17 protein-coding genes are annotated in these 19,766 nt (G+C 59.6%); 10 read left to right on the top strand and 7 right to left on the bottom strand.

The annotated features are described in order from the left end of the window. The first annotated feature begins 42 nt into the window (after positions 1–42). From ACFO3S_RS19615 to ACFO3S_RS19575, 9 genes are all read left to right on the top strand, one after another. Positions 43–1,158 (top strand): HD-GYP domain-containing protein, encoded by a 1,116-nt coding sequence (locus ACFO3S_RS19615; protein ID WP_378099558.1) that lies wholly within the window; start codon positions 43–45, stop codon positions 1,156–1,158. Positions 1,159–1,268: 110 nt separating this feature from the next. Next, the gene (gene yfkAB / locus ACFO3S_RS19610) at positions 1,269–2,426 is read left to right on the top strand and encodes a radical SAM/CxCxxxxC motif protein YfkAB (protein ID WP_378099556.1); all 1,158 of its coding nucleotides are present in this window, start codon (positions 1,269–1,271) and stop codon (positions 2,424–2,426) included. A 60-nt stretch (positions 2,427–2,486) separates the two neighbouring features. Beyond that, complete coding sequence (locus tag ACFO3S_RS19605) at positions 2,487–3,845, top strand: hemolysin family protein (protein WP_378099554.1); 1,359 nt, start codon at positions 2,487–2,489, stop codon at positions 3,843–3,845. A 33-nt stretch (positions 3,846–3,878) separates the two neighbouring features. After that, the gene (gene ytvI, locus ACFO3S_RS19600; RefSeq protein WP_378099552.1) at positions 3,879–4,913 is read left to right on the top strand and encodes a sporulation integral membrane protein YtvI; all 1,035 of its coding nucleotides are present in this window, start codon (positions 3,879–3,881) and stop codon (positions 4,911–4,913) included. Between the two features lie 952 nt (positions 4,914–5,865). Then, positions 5,866–6,099 (top strand): spore coat associated protein CotJA, encoded by a 234-nt coding sequence (locus ACFO3S_RS19595; RefSeq protein WP_378099551.1) that lies wholly within the window; start codon positions 5,866–5,868, stop codon positions 6,097–6,099. Positions 6,100–6,244: 145 nt separating this feature from the next. Beyond that, positions 6,245–6,472, top strand: coding sequence for a spore coat protein CotJB (locus tag ACFO3S_RS19590; RefSeq protein ID WP_378099624.1), 228 nt, complete (start codon positions 6,245–6,247; stop codon positions 6,470–6,472). 15 nt (positions 6,473–6,487) lie between these two features. Next, positions 6,488–7,057, top strand: coding sequence for a manganese catalase family protein (locus tag ACFO3S_RS19585; RefSeq protein WP_378099549.1), 570 nt, complete (start codon positions 6,488–6,490; stop codon positions 7,055–7,057). A 166-nt stretch (positions 7,058–7,223) separates the two neighbouring features. Next, complete coding sequence (locus tag ACFO3S_RS19580; RefSeq protein WP_378099547.1) at positions 7,224–7,724, top strand: NfeD family membrane protein; 501 nt, start codon at positions 7,224–7,226, stop codon at positions 7,722–7,724. 52 nt (positions 7,725–7,776) lie between these two features. Next, positions 7,777–9,204 (top strand): flotillin family protein, encoded by a 1,428-nt coding sequence (locus tag ACFO3S_RS19575; protein WP_378099545.1) that lies wholly within the window; start codon positions 7,777–7,779, stop codon positions 9,202–9,204. A 233-nt stretch (positions 9,205–9,437) separates the two neighbouring features. Here ACFO3S_RS19575 and ACFO3S_RS19570 read toward each other — a convergent pair whose 3' ends face one another. The 6 genes from ACFO3S_RS19570 to ACFO3S_RS19545 all read right to left on the bottom strand — a co-directional run bounded on the left by ACFO3S_RS19570 (position 9,438) and on the right by ACFO3S_RS19545 (position 17,133). Next, positions 9,438–10,352 (bottom strand): glycosyltransferase family 4 protein, encoded by a 915-nt coding sequence (locus tag ACFO3S_RS19570; RefSeq protein WP_465251409.1) that lies wholly within the window; start codon positions 10,350–10,352, stop codon positions 9,438–9,440. A gap of 438 nt (positions 10,353–10,790) precedes the next feature. Next, positions 10,791–11,966 carry a YheC/YheD family endospore coat-associated protein gene (locus tag ACFO3S_RS19565; RefSeq protein ID WP_378099542.1) on the bottom strand — a complete coding sequence of 392 codons (1,176 nt, stop codon included), beginning with the start codon at positions 11,964–11,966 and terminating at the stop codon, positions 10,791–10,793. Between the two features lie 81 nt (positions 11,967–12,047). Continuing rightward, the gene (locus ACFO3S_RS19560; RefSeq protein ID WP_378099540.1) at positions 12,048–13,220 is read right to left on the bottom strand and encodes a YheC/YheD family endospore coat-associated protein; all 1,173 of its coding nucleotides are present in this window, start codon (positions 13,218–13,220) and stop codon (positions 12,048–12,050) included. Beyond that, entirely contained in the window at positions 13,217–14,590 is a 1,374-nt protein-coding gene (locus ACFO3S_RS19555) for a YheC/YheD family endospore coat-associated protein (protein ID WP_378099538.1), read from the bottom strand. The genes ACFO3S_RS19560 and ACFO3S_RS19555 overlap by 4 nt, the downstream gene beginning before the upstream one ends. Further along, positions 14,571–15,791, bottom strand: a complete 1,221-nt coding sequence (locus tag ACFO3S_RS19550; RefSeq protein ID WP_378099537.1) for a YheC/YheD family endospore coat-associated protein — start codon at positions 15,789–15,791, stop codon at positions 14,571–14,573. Before ACFO3S_RS19550 ends, ACFO3S_RS19555 begins: the two co-directional genes overlap by 20 nt. Beyond that, complete coding sequence (locus ACFO3S_RS19545) at positions 15,766–17,133, bottom strand: YheC/YheD family endospore coat-associated protein (protein ID WP_378099535.1); 1,368 nt, start codon at positions 17,131–17,133, stop codon at positions 15,766–15,768. The genes ACFO3S_RS19550 and ACFO3S_RS19545 overlap by 26 nt, the downstream gene beginning before the upstream one ends. A 236-nt stretch (positions 17,134–17,369) precedes the next feature. On the opposite strand from ACFO3S_RS19545, the gene ACFO3S_RS19540 reads away from it, so the two are divergent. Continuing rightward, positions 17,370–18,410 (top strand): MBL fold metallo-hydrolase, encoded by a 1,041-nt coding sequence (locus ACFO3S_RS19540; RefSeq protein ID WP_378099533.1) that lies wholly within the window; start codon positions 17,370–17,372, stop codon positions 18,408–18,410. 783 nt (positions 18,411–19,193) lie between these two features. Here the strand turns inward: ACFO3S_RS19540 and ACFO3S_RS19535 are convergent. Then, positions 19,194–19,709 (bottom strand): phosphatidylglycerophosphatase A family protein, encoded by a 516-nt coding sequence (locus ACFO3S_RS19535; protein WP_378099531.1) that lies wholly within the window; start codon positions 19,707–19,709, stop codon positions 19,194–19,196. Positions 19,710–19,766: the final 57 nt, after the last annotated feature.

Raw genomic sequence — 19,766 nt, 5'->3', positions numbered from 1 at the left:
CTTCTTGACCGATTTCGATTGCAGAAGGAGGAAGATGACGAAATGCGCATGATGCCGATTTCTCTATGTCGGCCGGGAATGAGACTGGCGAAGCGAATCTATTCCGATGACGGCATCGTGCTGTTAGCCGAAGGAGTCGAGCTTACTTCCAAATTGATCCGGCGATTGGGGGAATCCGGGATCAGTTTTGTTTACATCCAGGATTCAAGGACGGACGATCTGTCCGTTCCCGAATTGCTCAGCGACGAGACGCAGAGACGGACGCTGCAGACGATCCGTACAGTGTTTCGGGAATTCGGAAACTCCTCCGGCCCAAATAAATCCGGCACGTATCCGTATGTCGGACGCAAAATGAAAGAGCTGATGAACCTGATCATGGAAGACCTGGGGCGCAACCAGGACGCTATGATTATGCTGATGAACCTGCATACGGTCGATCATTATTTGTACATGCATTCGATGAACGTATGCGTGTATACGACGCTGCTTGGCATGGCGAGCGGCTACAGCCACGACGAGCTCGTCACGCTGGGCATCGGGGCGCTGCTTCACGATGTGGGCAAAACCCAAATCTCCATGCAGGTGCTGCTCAAGCCCGGAGCGCTGACGGCCAATGAGTTCGACGAGATGAAGCGGCATACGGAGCGGGGCTTTTACCTGCTGAAGGACGAGCCGAACATTCCGATTCTGGCCGCGCACTGCGCCTACCAGCATCATGAGAGGCTGAACGGATCGGGCTATCCGCGAGGCATTAAGGGAGACGAGATTCACGACTTTGCCAAATGGATCGGAATCGTCGATTCCTACGACGCGATGACCAGCAACCGGGTGTACCGCGACGCGATGCTTCCGCATCAGGCGGTGGAAATGCTCTATTCGGGAAGCGGCACGCTGTACGATATGTCTAAGCTGCAGCTGTTCCGCGACAAGGTGGCGATCTATCCGATCGGCCTCACCGTCAAGCTGAACACCGGACAGAGCGCGGTCGTCTGCGACATTAATTCGACGTGCGCCCACCGGCCGATCATTCGGGTGCTGACCGACGAGGAGGGCGTCGAGCTGCAAACGCCGTTCGATATGGATCTGTCCAAGCATCTGAACGTTCTCATCTCCAAAATCGAGCTGAATGCGGAAAAAATAAATACGATGCCGGCATAGTCTCGACAAGGCTGCCCCGCGCGCGGACGATCCGCGTGTCGGGCAGTTTGTTTTTATCGGCCTCGACTATTACAATAAAAGTAATGTAAAGAAAGACAGGAGCATGAACGATGCAGCAAGCGTTATCCCGATCGGCCGCGGCGGCGCCTTACGCCGCCCCTTCCGATCTGCCCTTATTGTCCCCGGATTACGATCCGTGGGATCCGATCCGTTCCCTGCAGCTGTACGGCAGGCACAAGCTGACGAGCGTGGAGCTGACCGTCACCCATCTGTGCAATATGAGGTGCGAGCATTGCGCCGTCGGAGACAGTCTGACGATGAGCGAGGCGCCTCATCTTCCGCTGGATCTTCTCTTTCGCAGGCTGGACGAGGTCCGTCATCTGGAGACGATCAGCATGACGGGAGGAGAGCCGACGTTCCGAATGGAGACGGTCCGCAACGTGCTGCTGCCGGTCTTGAAGTACGCTCGGGAACGGGGAATCCGCACGCAGTTGAACTCCAACGTGACGATGGACTTCGAACGTTATGAGCTAATCGCCCCGTATTTGGACGTCATGCACATCTCTTTTAACTACACGCAGGCCGACGACTTTCACCGGGTCGGCTTTGCCCGCACCGGACGCAGCGTGCGGCCCGAGACGACGGCCAAGCTGTACGACAGAATGATCGACAACGCGAGAAAGCTTGCGCAGGGCGGCTTGCTCGTATCCGCCGAATCGATGATCAACTACCGCACGCATGAGCGCATCGCGGACATCCATCGGCTGATCGTCGAGATGGGCTGCTGGCGGCACGAGGTGCATCCGATGTATCCGAGCTCCTTCGCTTCCTCGCTCCCGGCCATTACCCGGCGGCAGATGATGGACGCGGTTAAGACGCTGCTCGACGCCCGTCACCCCGACGTGTGGATGCTGTTCGGAACGCTGCCTTTTTTCGCCTGCAGCGAAAACGAGGAGGAGCGCCGGCTGATCGCCAGGTTAAGAGACGAGCCTAACGTGACCGTGCGCAACGATCCGGACGGACGCAATCGGGTGAACGTCAACCTGTTCAGCGGCGACGTCTACGTCACCGACTTCGCTTCGATCCCCCCGTTCGGCAATATTCGCACCGAGAAGCTCGACGACGTGTTCGCCAAATGGCAGAACCATCCGATGCAGCAGGCGGTCGGCTGCCATTGTCCCGCAGCCGGCTGCTGCGGCCCCAATCTGCTCGTCCAAGACATGTATTACCGGGACGTGGACTTTACGAAAAGACGGGCGATCCTGTAACGATAACGGGCGCAGAGCGGAACGCTCCCGCGAGAAGATGAGGAGGAGGAGTTCGTTCACTTGGAACCCCAGTGGGATTTGATTTTCTGGAACGTCGTTCTCGTCTTGTTTCTGGTTTTTCTTAACGGTTTCTTCGTGGCGTCCGAGTTCGCCCTCGTCAAGGTGCGGCAAAGCCGGCTTACGCAGCTAAGCAACGAAGGCAACGTGCGGGCAAAGTACGCTCTGAAGGTCAACCAGAGACTCGACGCGTATCTGTCGGCGACCCAGTTGGGCATTACGCTGGCTTCTCTCGGCCTGGGCTGGGTCGGAGAGCCTGCGATCGCCGATCTGATTATCGCTCCTCTGCTGCACGAATTCGGAGTCAGCGACGAGAGGGTCATTCATTCCATTGCGTTCGCCATCGCGTTCTGCATCATTACGTTTCTTCACATCGTCCTCGGGGAGCTGGCGCCGAAATCGCTGGCCATCCAGCGGTCCGTGGGCGTATCGCTCTGGCTGAGCTGGCCGCTGCTGATGTTCTACCGGCTGTTCCTTCCGTTCATCTGGTTTCTGAACGGAGCGGCGAACCGTCTGTTGAAGCTGATCGGCGTCGAGCCCGTCAGCGAGCACGACGCGGCCCATACCGAGGAAGAAATTCGCATTTTGATGGACCAGAGCGCCAAGAGCGGAATTATCGACAAGGACGAGATGACGCTGTTCGACAACGTGTTCGAATTCGCGGATCGTGTCGCCCGCGAAGTCATGCTGCCGAGAACGGATATGGACTGCCTGTTCAAGAACGTTTCGTACGCCGACAACATGAAGCTGGTCTACGCGACCAAGCATACCCGCTATCCGGTCGGAGTCGAGGACAAGGACCAGATTATCGGGTTCGTACATATTACCGATCTGCTGACCGCCGACCCGGACGAGGAGCACGACCTCGAAGAATTCCTGCGGCCGATTCTGAGCGTGCCGGAGTCGATGGAGATCAGCAAGGTGCTCAAGCTGATGCAGCACAGAAAATCCCAGGTCGCAATCGTTATCGACGAGTACGGGGGAACGGCCGGGATGCTGACGGCCGAGACGATTCTCGAGGAGCTCGTCGGCGAGATGCAGGACGAGTTCGACAACGAGATGCCGTCCGTCGTGGTGAAAGGGGAATTAACTTCCGTGGACGGGCGTATGCTGATAGAGGACGTGAACGATCTGTTCGGCCTCCAGATCGAAGACGAAGAAGTCGATTCGATCGGCGGCTGGCTGTTCAACCATCTGGAGGGCAACATTGCCAAGGGGAAGAAGGTCGTCCACGGCGGTTACGTGTTCGAGATTGCGCAGACGGAAAGGCTCCGCGTGCAGCGCGTCCATATCTACAAAAACAAAATCGCATTGGTCGAGCCGCCCGAGAAGGGGACGCGTTCGACCGAAGACAGTCAGTAGCGGCGGGGGAGTCCGGGAAGAGGGGAAAAGGCCGTGCCGATTCGAACCATTGTTCTGATGGCTGCATCGCTCCTTTTTTTGTATCTGCTGTTTACGGTGGGGGCGCCGTTCCTGCTTGCTCTTGTCGTGGCTATATTTCTGGAGCCGCTTACCCTTCTGTTCGTGAACGGGGCGAGGATGAACCGGCTGGCCGCCTCGACGTTGTCCAGCACGCTGTTCACCGTCGTTCTGCTGGGCCTGCTGGGCTTGCTCGGCATGAAGCTGGTCAGCGAGCTCAGAGCCTTCCTGGACAAAATGCCGAGCATGCTGGAGAACGCCAACGCCTACATTCTCAGCTTGATCGAGAGGGCGCAGACGTATTCGAACGGCGGAGTCGCGCCTCTGCCCGATCAGTTGGAAAACTGGGTCGCCAATATGACGGCCGCGCTCAGCCAGCTGTCCACGAAGCTGTCCGGGGTGCTGTTCAGCTTCGCTTCGGGCATTCCGGATTTCTTTATTTTCTTTATCGTCTTCCTGGTAGCCGTCTACCTGTTCTCGCTGAGCCTGCCGACGATGAAGAGCTCCTTCCTGTCTCTGTTCGAGGAAAAATCGAAGCTTCAGGTAGAGGAGGTGCTGGCCAGCCTGCGCAGATCGGTGTTCGGCTTTCTGCGCGCGCAGCTGCTGCTCAGCGTCATCACCTACATGCTGTCGTTCACCGGACTGCTGATCATCGGAACGGGATACCCGCTGGCGATCGCGCTCGTCATCGTCGTCGTTGACATTCTTCCGGTGCTCGGCGTCGGCACCGCATTGGTGCCCTGGGCGACGTTCCAGATCGCCGCCGGCGATCCGTACACCGGCATCGGCCTCATTTTGCTCTTCCTCGTCATTACGGTCGTGCGCCGCATCGTCGAGCCGAAAATTCTCGGGGACGCGGTCGGCATCGGCGCCTTGTCCGCCTTGATCAGCCTGTACGTCGGCTACGAGCTGGTCGGCCTTGTCGGCGTCTTCCTCGGCCCGATCGTCGTCATCGTGTTCATGGCGATGCGCAAGGCCGGGCTGTTCGACTTCAAGATCAAATTCCAATAACCGGCCGGGGCCTGCGGCGGCTGCCGCTGCCGCCCGCTTCCCGCCCGCCATGTTGTCAGGTTAGCAAGCGGTCAAAAGCAGCATAGCAGGAATCGCCCCAGTTGATCAACGCAACAGGAGTTGGATAAGTTCGGGAGATGTTCATGCGCGATAAGCCCTGACGGCCATCGCGAACAAAGGCCAACTCGCGCCAACCACCAGCTCACGCCAGCCCCCCGCTAACCTACGCCAATCCACCAACCGCGCCAACTCGCGCCAATCTAGGCCAATCCACCAACCGCGCCAACTCGCACCAACCTACGCCAATCCACCAACTCGCGCCTACTCTCGCCAATCTAGGCCAATCCACTAACCCATGCTAGCCCACCGACCTGCGCCAATTCACCAACCCATGCTAGCCCACCGACCTGCGCCACCCCACGCCACCCCTCTAATGTAACGGTTGCCAGAGCCGCTAATCGTGCCGTTTTCGCAATATGGAGATTGTAACGGTTGCAGCAGCGGCTATTTCAGCTGAAGACACGCCGTTTCGCTCGATAACCCCAAAATAAGCGCGAAGGCAACCGTTAGCTTTTTGTTTTTCGGGAAAACGATCAATTAAGCGCCACTGTAACCGTTAGACGTTACCGACAGGATGCGCGCCATCGATCGCATACGACAACGGCTTAACCTGTCATTTTTGTCCCCGGCCAGCTCCTCTCCTCCGGTCCCTTGACTGCTCCTCTGTTCCCCTGTTCGTCTCCTTCTTCTACACAAGCTCTGCGCAGCGCCATTCAGCTTTGCTTCGACTGCCTTTCTGCATGCTCCCCGGCCGGTCCGGCGCCAGAAGACGACCTTTCGAAAAAAAATAAAAAAACGTGTCAGAAGCCCAGGACTTCAGGCATAGGATATTAGCGGATATTGGATGCCTATCGTCCCGCGATCGGCACACTATAGAGGAGGTAACAACCGGATGTACGATTCCCAGTGGCGGAGTTGGAAACCCTATGTGGGGCCGCACGACCCGTGTCCCCCGATCCGTGTGAAATGGTATGTCGTTCCGCCGAACCAATATATCCACTTTCAGCCGATGAACTTGCCGCAGTTCCCGCTGGAGGAAGCGCTGCGGCGAGGCACGTTGTGGCCGGCGCTCTACAGCAATTATCCTTCCCGGCGCTCGAATAAAGGGGGGAAAGCGCATGGCTGACCGGTTTGACCGCGACGGACGGGCGGAACGCAACGATTGGAACGAGCGCTTCGACAGGTACGAACGATACGACCGCGACTACCGGGACGGCCAAGACAAAGCTCCGGAGCAGGGCGAAAGGGGCGACGAGGCGTACTGCCGGGACTTGTTCGAGCTGCAGAAGACGGACTTCGCGCTGGTCGAGCTGACGCTGTACCTGGACACCCACCCTACCGATATGCAGGCTTTGCAGCAATTCAACCAGCTCGCCCAGAGGCGGCGCCAGATCGCTCACGAGTTCGAGATGAAGCATGGCCCGCTGATGCAGTTCGGCCACAGCCTCAGTCGGTTCCCGTGGCCATGGAACGATACGCCATGGCCTTGGCAAGTATAGGGAGGGAGCGAGAACATGTGGATTTATGAAAAAAAGCTGCAATATCCGGTCAGAGTCAGCAAATGCGATCCCCGAATGGCCAGGTACTTGATCGAACAGTATGGCGGAGCGGACGGGGAGCTGTCGGCGGCTTTGCGGTATTTGAACCAGCGGTACACGATTCCGGACAAAGTGATCGGCCTGTTGACCGATATCGGAACGGAGGAGTTCGCTCACCTCGAGATGATCGCCACGATGATCTATAAGCTGACGAAGGATGCCACTCCGGAGCAGCTCGAAGCGGCCGGCTTAGGCCCCCACTTCGTCAATCACGACAGCGCGCTCTATTATAACAACGCGGCGGGAGTGCCGTGGACGGCAGCCTACATTCAAGCGAAGGGCGATCCGATAGCGGACCTCTACGAGGACATCGCGGCGGAGGAAAAGGCCAGGGCCACCTACCAATGGCTAATCGACTACACGGATGACGTCGACATCCAGGATTCGCTGAAGTTTTTGCGGGAGCGGGAAATCGTGCATTCGCTTCGATTCAGGGAGGCGGTGGAAATTTTGAAATCCGATCGGGAGCAGAAAAAGGTGTTCTGATCGGTCAAACGGAAGGACGGCGGCTGCGGCTTCCCCGACAGGGGCGCCGTTTCTTTTTTTTCTCGCATTCCTTTAAGCCTACAAAAAAGGAGTAACTTTCCAACCTGACAAACGTATTACTAGGTAGAACCGCCGCTACGAACGACACGGAGGAGGTGAAAGCCGCTTGGAGACGTTGATGATCGTCCTGTTCTGCATAGGCGTCGGTTACGCGGTGTTGTCGGCTTTTGTAGGCGATTTGTTCGGGTTGGACGTTCACACCGGAGAGCTGCCGTTTCTGTCGCCGACTGTGATCGCGACGTTTATGACGGTGTTCGGAGGAGTCGGGTACATGCTGCTGCACAATACCGGGTGGCCCGCTCTGCCGATCGCCGGCTTGTCTCTTCTGATCTCGCTTGGCGTTTCCTCGGTCGTCCTGTTTCTGGTCGTCATCCCTCTGCAAGCGGCCCAAAAAGGGAGCGCGCAGTCCTCGAAGCAAATGATCGGGCGCAAGGCGGAGGTCGTCACTTCGATCGAGGGCGCCAGGCTCGGAGAGATCGTATACGAGCAGGGAGGAACCCGTCACAGCGCTCCCGCCAAGGCTCGCGGAGATGCCGCGATCCGACAGGGGGCCCAGGTCCGGATTCTGGACGAGATCGCCGGAACCTTCGTCGTGGAAGAAGTCTAGCCAGGCGCTTTCGGCGCCCATTCTAAGACAGACTAGAGAGGAGATTATGTCTATGGAAGCCACTCTGTACATTCCGGTCGGAATCGTGCTTGTCGTCATTTTGCTCGTCGTCGTGTTTGCTTCGAGATACCGTACGGTGAAGGCCGACCAGGCGATGATCGTCACCGGGGCGCTGACCCGCGACGGGATGAAGATTGTCAAGGCGGGCGGAACGTTCGTCTGGCCGATCGTGCAGGAAGCGTCGTTTCTGTCGCTGCAGGTGCAGACCGTCGACGTACATACCCCCGAGGTGTATACGATGCACGGGGTCCCGGTCATGGTCGAGGGCGTCGCCCAGATTAAAATCAAGGGAGATATGGAGTCGATGGCAACGGCCGCGGAGCAGTTTCTGGGCAAGCCCGAAACCGAGCTCAAGGGCATCGCGACCCAGACGATGGAAGGTCACCTGCGCGCCATTCTCGGCACGATGACCGTCGAGGACGTCTATAAAAACCGCGAGGAGTTCGCAAGAAACGTCCAGGAGGTTGCGGCCAGCGATCTGAACAAAATGGGGCTGCAGATCGTGTCGTTCACCATTCGCGACGTTCGCGACAAGAACGGGTATTTGGAAGCGCTCGGCCAGCCGCAGATCGCCCAAGTCAAGCGCGACGCCGAGATCGCCAAGGCGAACGCGTACCGGGACGAGCAGATCGCCAAGTCGAAGGCGCTGGAGGACGGGAAGAAGGCCGAGTTCACCGCCGAGACGAACATTGCCGAAGCCCATAAGGAGATGGAAGTGAAGAAGGCCGAGTTCAAGCGCGAGCAGGACAGAAGAAAAGCGGAGGCTGATCAGGCTTACAAGCTTCAGGAAGCGAAGACGCTGCAGTCGGTGAAAGCCGAGGAGATGCAAATTCAGGTCATCGAGCGGGAGAAGCAGATCGAGCTGGAAACGAAGGAGATCGAGCGCCGCGAACGCGAGCTCGTGGCAACGGTGAAGAAGCAGGCCGAGGCGGAGCGCTTCGCGCAGGAGCAGCGGGCGGAGGCCGAACGGTATCAGATCGAAGCGAAGGCAAGAGCCGAAGCGGAGGCGGTCCGACTGGCGGGCAGCGCGAACGCCGACAAGGAGCGCGCGGAGGGAACGGCCGAAGCCGACGTCATCCGGCTCAAGGGGTTGGCGGAAGCGGAAGCGAAGGACAAGATTGCGGAAGCGCTGCGCAAGTACGGCGAGGCGGCCGTCATCGAGCTGATCGTTCAGAAGTTCCCGGAGATCGCCCGGGCTATCGCGGAGCCGCTCGCGAAGACGGAGAAGATCGTGATCGTCGACGGCGGAAGCGGCGGACCGAGCGGCGGAGCCGGCAAGGTGACGGGCTACGTGACGGATTTGCTGGCGAGAATGCCGGAGACGGTAGGCGCGCTTACCGGCGTAGACGTCAATCAATGGCTGCGCAAGCTGGCGCAGGGCGAGAAATCCGTCGAGAAGGACTCTGGGCACTCCTCCTGATCGTAACTTCTGCCCGACGAGCCGTTCGTAAGCGCTCTTGACATCGTATTGCGCATTCGCGAGCAAGCGGCGGAGACGAGCAGCCCGACGGCGATCCGGTGACGCTGTCGATCGGGCGGCGCATTGCCCGGGAACCGGGAGCCATTCCGAGCGGCTGCTCCGCGCGGGCGAGCGCTGTATCGGGCCAAGCGGGAGGGCCGCAACCGCAAGGAAGCGGCGACGCCGAGCCGGGCCTACTTCCCCGCGCCGGAGTAGATTCGGTCGAGTCGGGCAGCTGTCGCCTGCCAGCCGAACTTCCGCAAGCTGTCCTTTCTGGCTGTCCGGGCCATGCGCAGGCGCAAAGCGTTATTGCCGGCCAGCCGGACGATCGCGGCCGCGAACGCCTGGGGCTCGCGATAACGACGCACGAGAATCCCGTTGCGGTTGTGCCGGACGATCTCCTTCATGCCGCCGTTGTTCGAAGCGATGACGGGAACGCCGGAAGCCATTGCCTCCACGTTGACCAGGCCGAAAGCCTCGTGCTTTTGCGACGGGCAAACGAATACGTCGGCTCGTCGGAAGACGCGATGGATGCGGCGGTGCGGAACCGTTCCGAGGAAGCGGGCGTTCACCCCCAGCTTTCCCGCGAGCGAGCGCATGCTTTTTAAGTAACCCGGCCGAGAGGAGCCTCCCGCGATAATCGTTCGAATGGGCCGCGCAACGGAGCGCTGGGCGCGCTTTACCGCTTTCAGCAGGACGGGAACCCCTTTGCGGGGAATGACGCGGCCGGCGAACAGCACCGTGAACGCCCGCTTCCCGCTGCGGGTTCCGGACGGACGGAACCGGCGAGTGTCGACGCCGAGCCATACTTTGCGGATTTTGCCGGAGACGGCGGGAAATCGGACAGCCAGCTGACGCTTGAGCGACTCGCTGTTGGCGATGACGATATTCGCTTGGGCCAAGCCGGCGGCAGCCGCAGAGCGCGTCGCATACGGAGGAGAGACGAACGTCAAGGAATGAAGGAACAGAGAGACGGGCGTGTTCCCGATCAGGCGTTTGATCGGACCTACGAAGCGGGGACGGTTGTCGATCTGCACCAGGTCGAAGCTCTTTCCCCGAATGAAGTCGAGCACATGGGACAGATAGGTCGCAGAGCTGCCGGACGGCACCCTGTAGATCTGTACGCCGTCGATGACCGAATGGCGCGGATAGCGGGCGTGGGCGCGGCTGACGATTGTGACGCATGCCGCCGAGCCAGCTGTTTGGCAAGAGCCAAAATCGTAATTTCGACCGAGCCTCCAAGCGGTGGAGGAACGGGAATTTGTTCTGGAGCGACGACCAGAATGCGCATGAGGAAACACCTGTTTCTTGTTGGGATTTTTCCGTGATTCCCCATAACTTATGTAGAAGGGCGGCAGTTCGCGTAGGACAAATACCGCCGTTAAAGAAAAAAAGTCGAAGGCTTCGAGAGCCCGTCCAATGGAGCCGACAAGCGCTTCCGGCCTCTTCCGGCCGACGAGAGTCGGCTTCGAAGGCCGGAAAGAAAGCGGAGAGGGCCGCTTGACGGACCGGCGAATTGGGGCTTCGCGTCGTTCCAGGCGTAAAAGTTAAGGGGTTTCGGCGTCGGCGAATTCCGGTGAACGATGCTCCGTGCCGACATCGGGAGACGACTTCTGGACGCGCGAGCCTTTTTTCTCCCGATAGGCCCACAGCGCGTATTCGATCGGACGGATGATCGCCTTGCGGTAGACGTCCCGTTCCCCCGCCTGGCTGAACACTTCCCGCGACGGCTTCGGATTGACCTCGATCAGCCAGATTCTCCCGTTACGGTCGATGGCCAGATCCAGCGCCAGCTCGCACAGCGCGCCGTAGGTCGCTTCCAGATGGCGGGCCACGTCGATCCCGAACGCCTCGGCTGTCTGGCGGATCTGCCGGATGTCGCTTTCGCTGCCGACCCATTGGCGCAGCAGGTTGTTCATCGACACCGCCTCGCCTCCTCCGTGCAGGTTGGAAGTAATGCTGCGAAGCGGACCAATTCTCCCCGCGCACCCCGTCACCTCCCACACTCCCGAACCGTTCTTCTGCACAAGCATCCGGTAGTCGTGAACTCTTCCGCTGGGCAGCTTAATGTTCAACCCCTGCTGAACGATGTACTTGTCGCCTCTCTTATCCCAGCTCGCGAGGGCGGACGCCAATCGGTTTCGCGAGATATGTCTGGGCTGGACGATCGACCTGGAGTGATTGCGTCCCTGCAGCAGCAAGGTGCCGTCCCGGGTTCGCTCGATGCGCAGAATGCCTCTTCCTCCGGTCCCGTTGATCGGCTTCAGGTAGACGGTCGGAAACCTCTTCAGCAGCGCCGAGACGTCTTCCGCGGAACGATACAGCTTCGTCGCCGGCAGATGGGGGCGGAACGCCGGCACCTTGCTCAGCGTGCGGTAGACGGTCCACTTGTTGCGAAGCGGCCGATTAATGAAGTGAAGATGAGAATAGCGTTTGCGGAAGGAAAGCAGCTGCTCGAAGCGATAGCTCTTCTGAATGCGGCAGCGATCGTAGATCACGTTGGGAAACCGCACCCAGCGCCGCCTCCATTTTCTCGACTCCGGATGGTACAGCTGAGCGTGGATAAGCCCTTTGGCGTCGTTTACGTCCTGCGGGGTGAAGACGAACACCGTCAAGCCGATCCGCTTGCCAGCCGCGATCATTTTCTCGTAGACGGGCCTTTCCTCCAGCATTTTGGACTCGTTCAAATACAAAGTCAGGATGCCAAGCGAAGGCTGAGCCACAGCCGGTTCACCTCCGCTCGGGCCAAGCTGCCGCCCGCGGCGCGTCATCGCCAGAGCCCCGGGAGGCTGCCTCGTTTAACGTCATGTGGCCACGCCTCCCCGGATTTCGTACCGCTGTCGGTGCAGATAGAGACTGTATTGGAAGATGCGTTCCAGCGATTTGTTGCGAATGTGCGGTTCGTCGAATTTCATCGGCTTGGAGTTCGCCTCGAAGAACCAGACGTGGCCGGTCGTATCCACGCCGAGATCCATGGACATCTCGCACAGCCGGCTATGCGAGGAGCGCTCGATCTGCTTGGCTAGCGTAATCGCCGTGCTTTTGACTTTGCGAAGCACCCGGCTCGCCTTCTCCTGCCCGAACACCGATACGAGCAGCTTCTCGGGCTCGTCGATATAACCTCCCCGCGGCACGTGCGTCGTAATGCTGGAGTCGCCTGCCACCCTTGCGCCGATGCCGGACAGCTCCCACTGTCCGACGCCGTTTTTCTGCACGAGCGCGCGCAGATCGAACGGACGGCTGTTCACGCTGGCCAGCGCGATTCCCTGCTGGACGATATACGGCTCTCCCAGCCGCTCCGATTGCCGGACGACGCGGTCCCACAGCCTTTTGAGCGTCCCTGTGCGTAAAGTGCGGCTGCCCTTCTCTTCCTGGATTTGCAGACGGTAGGGCAGCCTTTTTTCCGGTTGGACGGAGACGGTCATAATGCCTACGCCGGCTTTGCCGCGGACCGGCTTGAGATAGAGCAGCCGGTGCTTCCGGAGCAGGCCGCTCAGCACGAGCGAGTCGGTCAGCCTTTTCGTTTCCGGGATGTACGGCCGCGTTCTTCGGCTCTCGTTCAGCCACTGGAAGAGCGACCATTTGTTGAAGAAGCGCCGGTTGAACAGTCGAATGTCGGGCTGCTTCGCGAGTGCGGCCAGCTTCTTCTTGACTCTCGGCTGCCGTTCGTCTTCCCGCTGAGGAATCCGGTTGTACACGATATGAGGACGGGGGAACCACGCCTGCACCCAGCTTTCGTCGGATTCGCGGTACGTAAAGCCGAGTACCTTGTGCGCCTGGAGCTTCAAGTTTTTAACGGTGACCACGTACGTCAAAATGCCCATCTGATGTCCGGTCTTGATCAAATCCGCGAAGTTGCCCCGATTGCCCCGAAAATGCTGAATATCGTCTTCTATGGTCAGAATCGCGACGACCGGTTTATCGGCCGTCGCTTCCGTCGTGACCGGCTTCGGCGAGAGAGACTTAGGAATCGTCAAGATTCATCCCTCCTGCGAAATTTGCTTAAATACAGGCAGTGTTCAAGAATATACTCCAGCGAGGCTCTGCCCTGATCCTTCAAGGCGGGATGCTTGAAGATCGATCTTCCGGGCTTGGCGTTCGCCTCGAACATCCACACGTCGCCGTCGCGGTCGATGCCGATATCGAGGCCGAGCTCGCCGAGCTGGTGGGAATAGTTCCGTTCGATCGCTTCGGACAGCCGGACGGCGACCGTTTTGGCTTCCTTCAATACCTCTTCCGCTCTGGCCCCGAAGGTGCGGCCGAGCGCCTGCTCGGGCGTCATGAGCGAGCCGCCGTTCTTGATGTGCGTCGTGACGCTGCCTCTGCCGGCTTTTTTGGCCCCGATTCCGGCGACGACCCATTCGTTGCGTCCATCCTTATGCATGTGGAACCGGAAGTCGATCGGGCAATTGTCGATCTCGACGAGACGAATGCCCTGCTGCGCGACATAATGGCTCAGGGAGCCCCCATGACGCGCTCTCAGCATTTTCATTAGGCTCCCGAAGTTGCTGAACCGAAGCAGCACGTTGCCGCCGCCTTTGCGATAGCGGATGAAGTACCCTTTGCGGGGATGATAGGTGAGACGATAGATGCCGGCCCCCAGACTTCCCGCGCTTGGCTTGTAATACAGAAATTGATGCTTCTCGAGCAGCTCTCTGATTTTATCCGGCCCCGGATTGTTGACGGATTCGGGCAGATGCCGGAGCGCCTCCGGATCGTTGTCGAGCAGCTTGTAGACGTCGGCTTTGTTAAAGAAGCTCCAGTTAAAAAACGGTATTTTCTTGCGGATAAACCGTTCGCGGAGCGACCTGATCGTCATGCCCGTCTCCGCCCGGCGGCTGGGAAGCCGGTTGTAGACGACGTCGGGGAACGGCACGATGCGCCGCGTCCATCCGCCTCCCCCGTCGAGAAACCAGCCGTGAATTTTCTCTTGCTGCCAATTGATGTCGCGCGGCCGGAACGCGAACAGATAAGCCCGTTTTCGTCCGAGGTGCAGCAGCTGCTTGACGAATCCGGTCCGGACTCCGAACGGAGACGAGGAGGAGCCCGCGCCGTCGGTCAACACCCCAATCAAGGGGCCGAGCTGGATCTCGTCGCCTTCCTCGCCTACGAGATGGACGCTTCCCGACTTCGGGACTCTGACCGAGCGGCGCAGTCCTGCGGACACGTAGACATGATGGCCTTTTCGTTTGACGGTTCGAACCGCGGCGGGCACGACGTCTTTGCCGAGCTTGACGTTAACCGATTTACGTCCGCCCAGCTTAAGCAGCTTCGCAAGCGGGCTGGAGAACCATACGATACGTTCCGGCTGCTGTGTGAAATGGACGTTACAGATGGTCAAACTCATGAATTACCCTCCCAGGTGAAGCGCAACCGCTACCCTGCGGCGATCGCCGCGCGTCGGTTGTCGCAAGTCGAAGCAAGATGGATTTGGCATAGGACAGAGGCTGCTCCGCGGCGGCGAAGAACGCTTCTTGGCCGGCGGATCCCATGGCGGCGCGTCCGGGCTTGGAGTTGGCTTCCAGAAACCAAAGCTTGCCGCTCCGTTCTATTCCGTAGTCCAACCCGATTTCGGCGAATCTCCCAAAAGTTTGTTCCAGAAGCGAGACGATGGCCGAAGACCGCTTGGCGATCTCCTCCAGCAGTTCCTTACCCCGACGTTCTCCGAACTGAGAGACGAGCGTCTTGTCGGCCGCGATGGCGATTCCGCCGCCGTGCAGGTTGGCCGTAACGGAGGAAGGCGATCCGACCCGGGCGGCAGCCCCGGTCAGCGTCCATCTTCCGCGCCGGTTTTTCTGCATTAGCGCGCGCACATCGAAGGGCTCGCCCGCGCACGTCCGCAAATCCAGCATCGGCTGCATCAGGTAGGCTCTTCCGGCGATCCAGCGATCTACCTTCCGCAGCGCTTCGGTCTCGCTGACGCCGCTTCTCCTCAGCGGACGGTTGCGATCGTCTCTTCCGCTCAGCGTCACCGTTCCTCCCTGCTGCCGCAGAATCGCCATCACCCGCTTGCCCTGGCTGCCGGCGACCGGCTTGAGGAAGGCGGCGCCGCGATGCTCGCGCAGCCAGGAGGCCAGGGAGGAAGCTCCCCGGTAAGGAGCTGTCGGCGGAAGAATGCCGGCCAGCGTCCGATCCTTCGCGAGCGCTTCGTATACGGCCCCTTTGTGCGGCAAGCTTCCGTTCAGAAAGACGAGCCGTTTCGCCGATTGAATCGCCTGCAAGGCTTGTCGGTAGCGTCGTCTTTCTTGCTCCGATTCCGGCCAAGCGCGGTCGTACACGACGGAAGGCAGCTTTCGCCGTTCCGGCGCCCACTCGCTCCGCCTCTCGTTCCAGACCCAGCCTCTGACGGAATCGTCCTGCGAATTCCAGGTCCAGGGAGCGAAGGCGAACAGCGGCATGCCCAATCTAGCGGCGATGAGACACAGGCGCCGGAGGTAGCGGCTTTCGGCGAACGGAGGAAGCCCTTGGCGCTCGCATACGAGAACGCCGAGCTCTATCGGCGAAGACGGCGCGAATACCGTCTTAAAAACCGGAAATGTAGCGGGCATATTGAATCAGCATCCGTACCGATGGACGGATTTTTCCTTCCTTAAGCGGTGTGTTGTCGTTCTTTGACGGCTTGGAATTGACTTCGAGCAGCCATACGCGTCCTGACGTATCGAGCGCCAGATCGATGCCGAGCTCCGCAAAGTGGGCGGGAATATACATGTCGATGCCTCTGGCGATGTCCAGTGCGGCTCTCGACAGGCGCAAGGAAGCGTCTCCCCGAAACTGCGCGGGAAGATTGGATTTGGCGACGGATTCCCGGACGGTCGACAGCGTGCCGCCTCTGGCCAGATTGGACACGAAGTGATGGCTTCCCGCCGTCCTGGCGACGATCGAGGTGATCGCCCATTTGCCGCTGGCGTTTTTCTGCGCGAGCGCCCTGTAGTCGACCGGTCGGCCCCCGATCTCGATCAGATGCAGACCTTGCTGGATCTGATAGCGGACGCTTTTGATTTTGCCGGAGATCGAGGAGAACAGCTTCGCCAGACTGCCGAACGATTGCCGTTTCGTGCCGAAGGCGGTGGCGTAAGACGCCTGCCAGTTGTCCGGACCGAGACGGGAGATGCGAATGATGCCTTTGCCAAGGCTGCCTCTTACCGGCTTGAGGAATACGATGCCGTATTTGGAGCACATGCTCCTGAGCATTGCATAGTTTTGCAGCGAATGGGATTCCGGCAAGTACTTCTGCAGGCCGATGTCTTTCTTGAGCGCGTCGAACACTTCCGACTTGTCGAGAAACTTCTCGTTAAACACGTGCGCGCCGAAGCGGCGTTTAACCTCTCCCACGAACTTCTGAACGGTCGGTCTGTTCTCCAGCTTGCGGGAGGTGAGACGGTTGTTGACGACGTCGGGCGCCGGAAGCGTCATCCTGTGCCAGCCTTTGGCGTACACCCAGCCTTCCACCGAGGAAGGACTTGACCCGATGCCGTTCGGAGTGAAAAAATACACGTATGCGCCCTGGCTCCGGCAGGCATCCGTCAGCTCGCGGCAGAACATCGTAATGTCCCCGAACGGTTTATCCGGCTGATGGGGATGGTCTCGGCTGACCAGCACGCCGATGAGCGGACCGAGGGAGAGCGTACGTGTCCCTGTCTGGTACAGCAGGCGCAGCGGCGTTCCGGAGTAAATGCCCATTCGGCGGGCCAGCGTCTGGCTGATGCGGAGCCCTTCGTACCGGGGAACAGGGACGACGGTGACGGAGTGGCGGAAAGAACCGAAATGCAGGGTAAGGTGCTGCTGGGCGGGTATTCTCCACTGCTTCATCAGGGATTCCCCCAGCATCAGGACGTCGTCGGACAGTATGCCGGAGCTGATGACTTGGACGTCGATTTTCGGGGTGGACATGTTTCGTACTCCTTCCACCTTAGCGAATGTCGTGGAGAAGGCTCTTCAGACTCCTTCCCGGGGGCTAGCGAGAATACTCCATCATATGAGGACATCTATCCATCGGTGATTGCCCCGGTTGGATTGGGACGGGCGAGGACCGAAAGCTGAGATGGGGGACTGACGGCTGTCCGGGACCCGGCCCTGATGGCCGTCAGAGCCGGTAAAAGATTGATTTGACTAGGGAGTTGCGGACGATGAACGATCGGATCAAGGAGTTGGGCGGAGGTTGGCTGCAGGTCAAGGTGCCTCTTCCGTATTCTTTAAAATGGGTAAATGCTTATTTGCTGCCCGAGGGGGACTCGGGCTGGACGTTAATCGATCCGGGCCTTCGATTGGACGAAACGATCGCGTTCTGGGAGGAGACGGCGGACAGCGGGAATGTCGCGTGGGATCGCATCGTGAATATTGTCGTCACCCACCACCATCCGGATCACTACGGAATGGCCGGCTGGTTTCAGAAGCGCACGGGCGCGCCGGTCTGGATGTCCCCGGTCGCGCTCGCTTCCGCGAACCGGCTGTGGGGAGAGGGAGAGACGTTCTCGGAGGAGCTGACAGAGGCATTCGTTCGTCACGGGCTCGTCGGAGAGCTGGAGGCGGACATGCGGGCGCACCTGGCCGGCTTCCGGGACAAAGTGTCTCCCCGGCCCGAAGAGGTTCGTCTGCTGTCGCCGGGCGAGACGTTCGTCATGGGAGACGTCCGCTGGGAGGTGCTCGGCGGAGAAGGGCATGCCCCGGGGCATCTGCTGTTCTACGACCGGGAGAGCGGAAGGCTGCTTGGCGGGGATCAGGTTCTGCCCGACATTTCGCCGAACATCGGCTGGATGCCGGGGGGAGATCCGGATCCGCTGCTGTCTTTCCTCGACAGTCTGAGACGGCTGAGGCCGCTGGAGGTGAGCCGGGTATATCCGGGGCATCGGGATCCGTATGTCCGATTCCGCGAGCGCATCGACGAGCTGCTCGACCATCACGAGCGCCGCATGCGCAAAATGGCGGAGCTGATCGGCGCTGCGGAAGTTACCGCCTTCGGCCTGTGCGAGCTGCTCTTCGGCGCTCGGCTGAGGAGCAACACGCACAATCTGCGCTTTGCTCTGGCGGAGACGATCGCCCATCTCGTGCGAATGGAAGCGGAAGGGCAGGCGGTCCGATTCGAAAGGGAGGACGCCGCCGGCTCGCCGGTGACGTACTGGCGGCTGCCGTCGGAGCAAGGTGCCCCCTCCCCGATGCGGTCAGATTAAGCAAACGGTCGTAAAGCAGCCTGGCAGGATCGGGCGATCTGCATCGTCTGATCCCCGTTGAGAGAGATTTGAAACGGAATCGCAAGTCGGTTCGCATGATTCGAAAATCAACGCAGCTGGAGTTGGATGAGTTTCGGGAGATGTTCATGCGCGCGGGGAGTCCCGACGGTCATCGCGATCAAAGGCCAACTCGCGCCGACTTGCGCCAACTTGCGCCAGCTTGCGCCAACTCGCGTCGACTCGCCTCAATTCGCGCCAACCCACCAACCTACGCCAACTCGCGCCGACTTGCGCCAACCCGCTAACGTAACGGTTGCCAGCGCCGCTAATTGTGCCATTTTCGCAGTACGGAGGTTGTAACGGTTGCAGCAGCGGTTATTTCAGCTGAAAACGCGCCGTTTCGCTCGATAACCCCAAAATAAGCGCGGTGGCAACCGTTAGCTTTTCCTTTTTCGGGAAAACGACCGATTAAGCGCCACTGCAACCGTTAGACGTTGTCTGCAGGATGCGCGCCGTCGATCGCCTACGACAACGGCTTAACCTGCCGGCGTAGGGGTCTCTCCCTCCCCGCACGCCTCTGCCGCAACCGGCTCCAGTCGGAACGCGCGCCATCGGCGATCCGTATGACCGAGCTGTTAAGGTATGAGGACAAAAAAGGGCGGCGCAGAGATCCCTCTACGCCGCCAGATGATCGATTTTCACTTCCGCCTCCAGCAAGCTAACTGAAAGCGAACTACAACCTGCCGGTAAGACAGCCTCTTAAGCGGTACGCCGGCTTGCCGGCTATTCCCGCTCCTCCTGCTTCCGGTGAGCGATCCGGCTCGAAGCGGCCGCCGCGATGGCGCCGACGATATCGTCGAGGAAAGTGTTTGTGACTCCTCCGCTTTTGTCGTTCAGCTTCTTCAGAACGCCCGGCTTCAGCTTGTCGATATATCCGAAGTTGGTCAAGCCGATGCTGCCGTATACGTTCACGATGCTCAAAGCCAATATCTCATCGCACCCGTAAAGCCCTTCGTCGTAAGCAATCATATCCTGCAAAGGCTGAAGCAGCTTGCCTTCCTCGGCCAGCAGATCGAGCTGAATGCCGGTTAGCACCGCATTCTGCACCTCCCGCTTGGACAGCACAGCATCGACGTTCTGCACGCATTCGGCCAACGTCAAATCCGGGAAATAGTCTTTTTGCAGCAGCATGACCAGCTGTCCGATCTGCTCCTTGGTGACGCCGCGCTTCGTCAGCCATTCCTCCGTCGCTTTGGCGACCTCTTTGCTATTCAGGCGGTACACATTCGGTTGGGACATCCTCAACACCTCTTTCCGAAGCCTGACGGCCTCCGTCTGAACTCGATGGGGACAAAC

The sequence above is a fragment of the Cohnella hongkongensis genome, assembly GCF_042654645.1.
Taxonomy (GTDB): Bacteria; Bacillota; Bacilli; order Paenibacillales; family Paenibacillaceae; genus Cohnella; species Cohnella hongkongensis.
Note: the sequence above shows the minus strand (reverse complement) of the source record. Positions and strands in the feature narration are given on the sequence as shown.

Excerpts from the sequence above, each read along its gene's own strand:
- ACFO3S_RS19615 (WP_378099558.1), top strand. The coding sequence starts at position 43 with ATGCGCATGATGCCGATTTCTCTATGTCGGCCGGGAATGAGACTGGCG.
- yfkAB (WP_378099556.1), top strand. The coding sequence starts at position 1,269 with ATGCAGCAAGCGTTATCCCGATCGGCCGCGGCGGCGCCTTACGCCGCC.
- ACFO3S_RS19595 (WP_378099551.1), top strand. The coding sequence starts at position 5,866 with ATGTACGATTCCCAGTGGCGGAGTTGGAAACCCTATGTGGGGCCGCAC.
- ACFO3S_RS19585 (WP_378099549.1), top strand. The coding sequence starts at position 6,488 with ATGTGGATTTATGAAAAAAAGCTGCAATATCCGGTCAGAGTCAGCAAA.
- ACFO3S_RS19575 (WP_378099545.1), top strand. The coding sequence starts at position 7,777 with ATGGAAGCCACTCTGTACATTCCGGTCGGAATCGTGCTTGTCGTCATT.
- ACFO3S_RS19555 (WP_378099538.1), bottom strand. The coding sequence starts at position 14,590 with ATGAGTTTGACCATCTGTAACGTCCATTTCACACAGCAGCCGGAACGT.
- ACFO3S_RS19550 (WP_378099537.1), bottom strand. The coding sequence starts at position 15,791 with ATGCCCGCTACATTTCCGGTTTTTAAGACGGTATTCGCGCCGTCTTCG.
- ACFO3S_RS19545 (WP_378099535.1), bottom strand. The coding sequence starts at position 17,133 with ATGTCCACCCCGAAAATCGACGTCCAAGTCATCAGCTCCGGCATACTG.
- ACFO3S_RS19540 (WP_378099533.1), top strand. The coding sequence starts at position 17,370 with ATGAACGATCGGATCAAGGAGTTGGGCGGAGGTTGGCTGCAGGTCAAG.
- ACFO3S_RS19535 (WP_378099531.1), bottom strand. The coding sequence starts at position 19,709 with ATGTCCCAACCGAATGTGTACCGCCTGAATAGCAAAGAGGTCGCCAAA.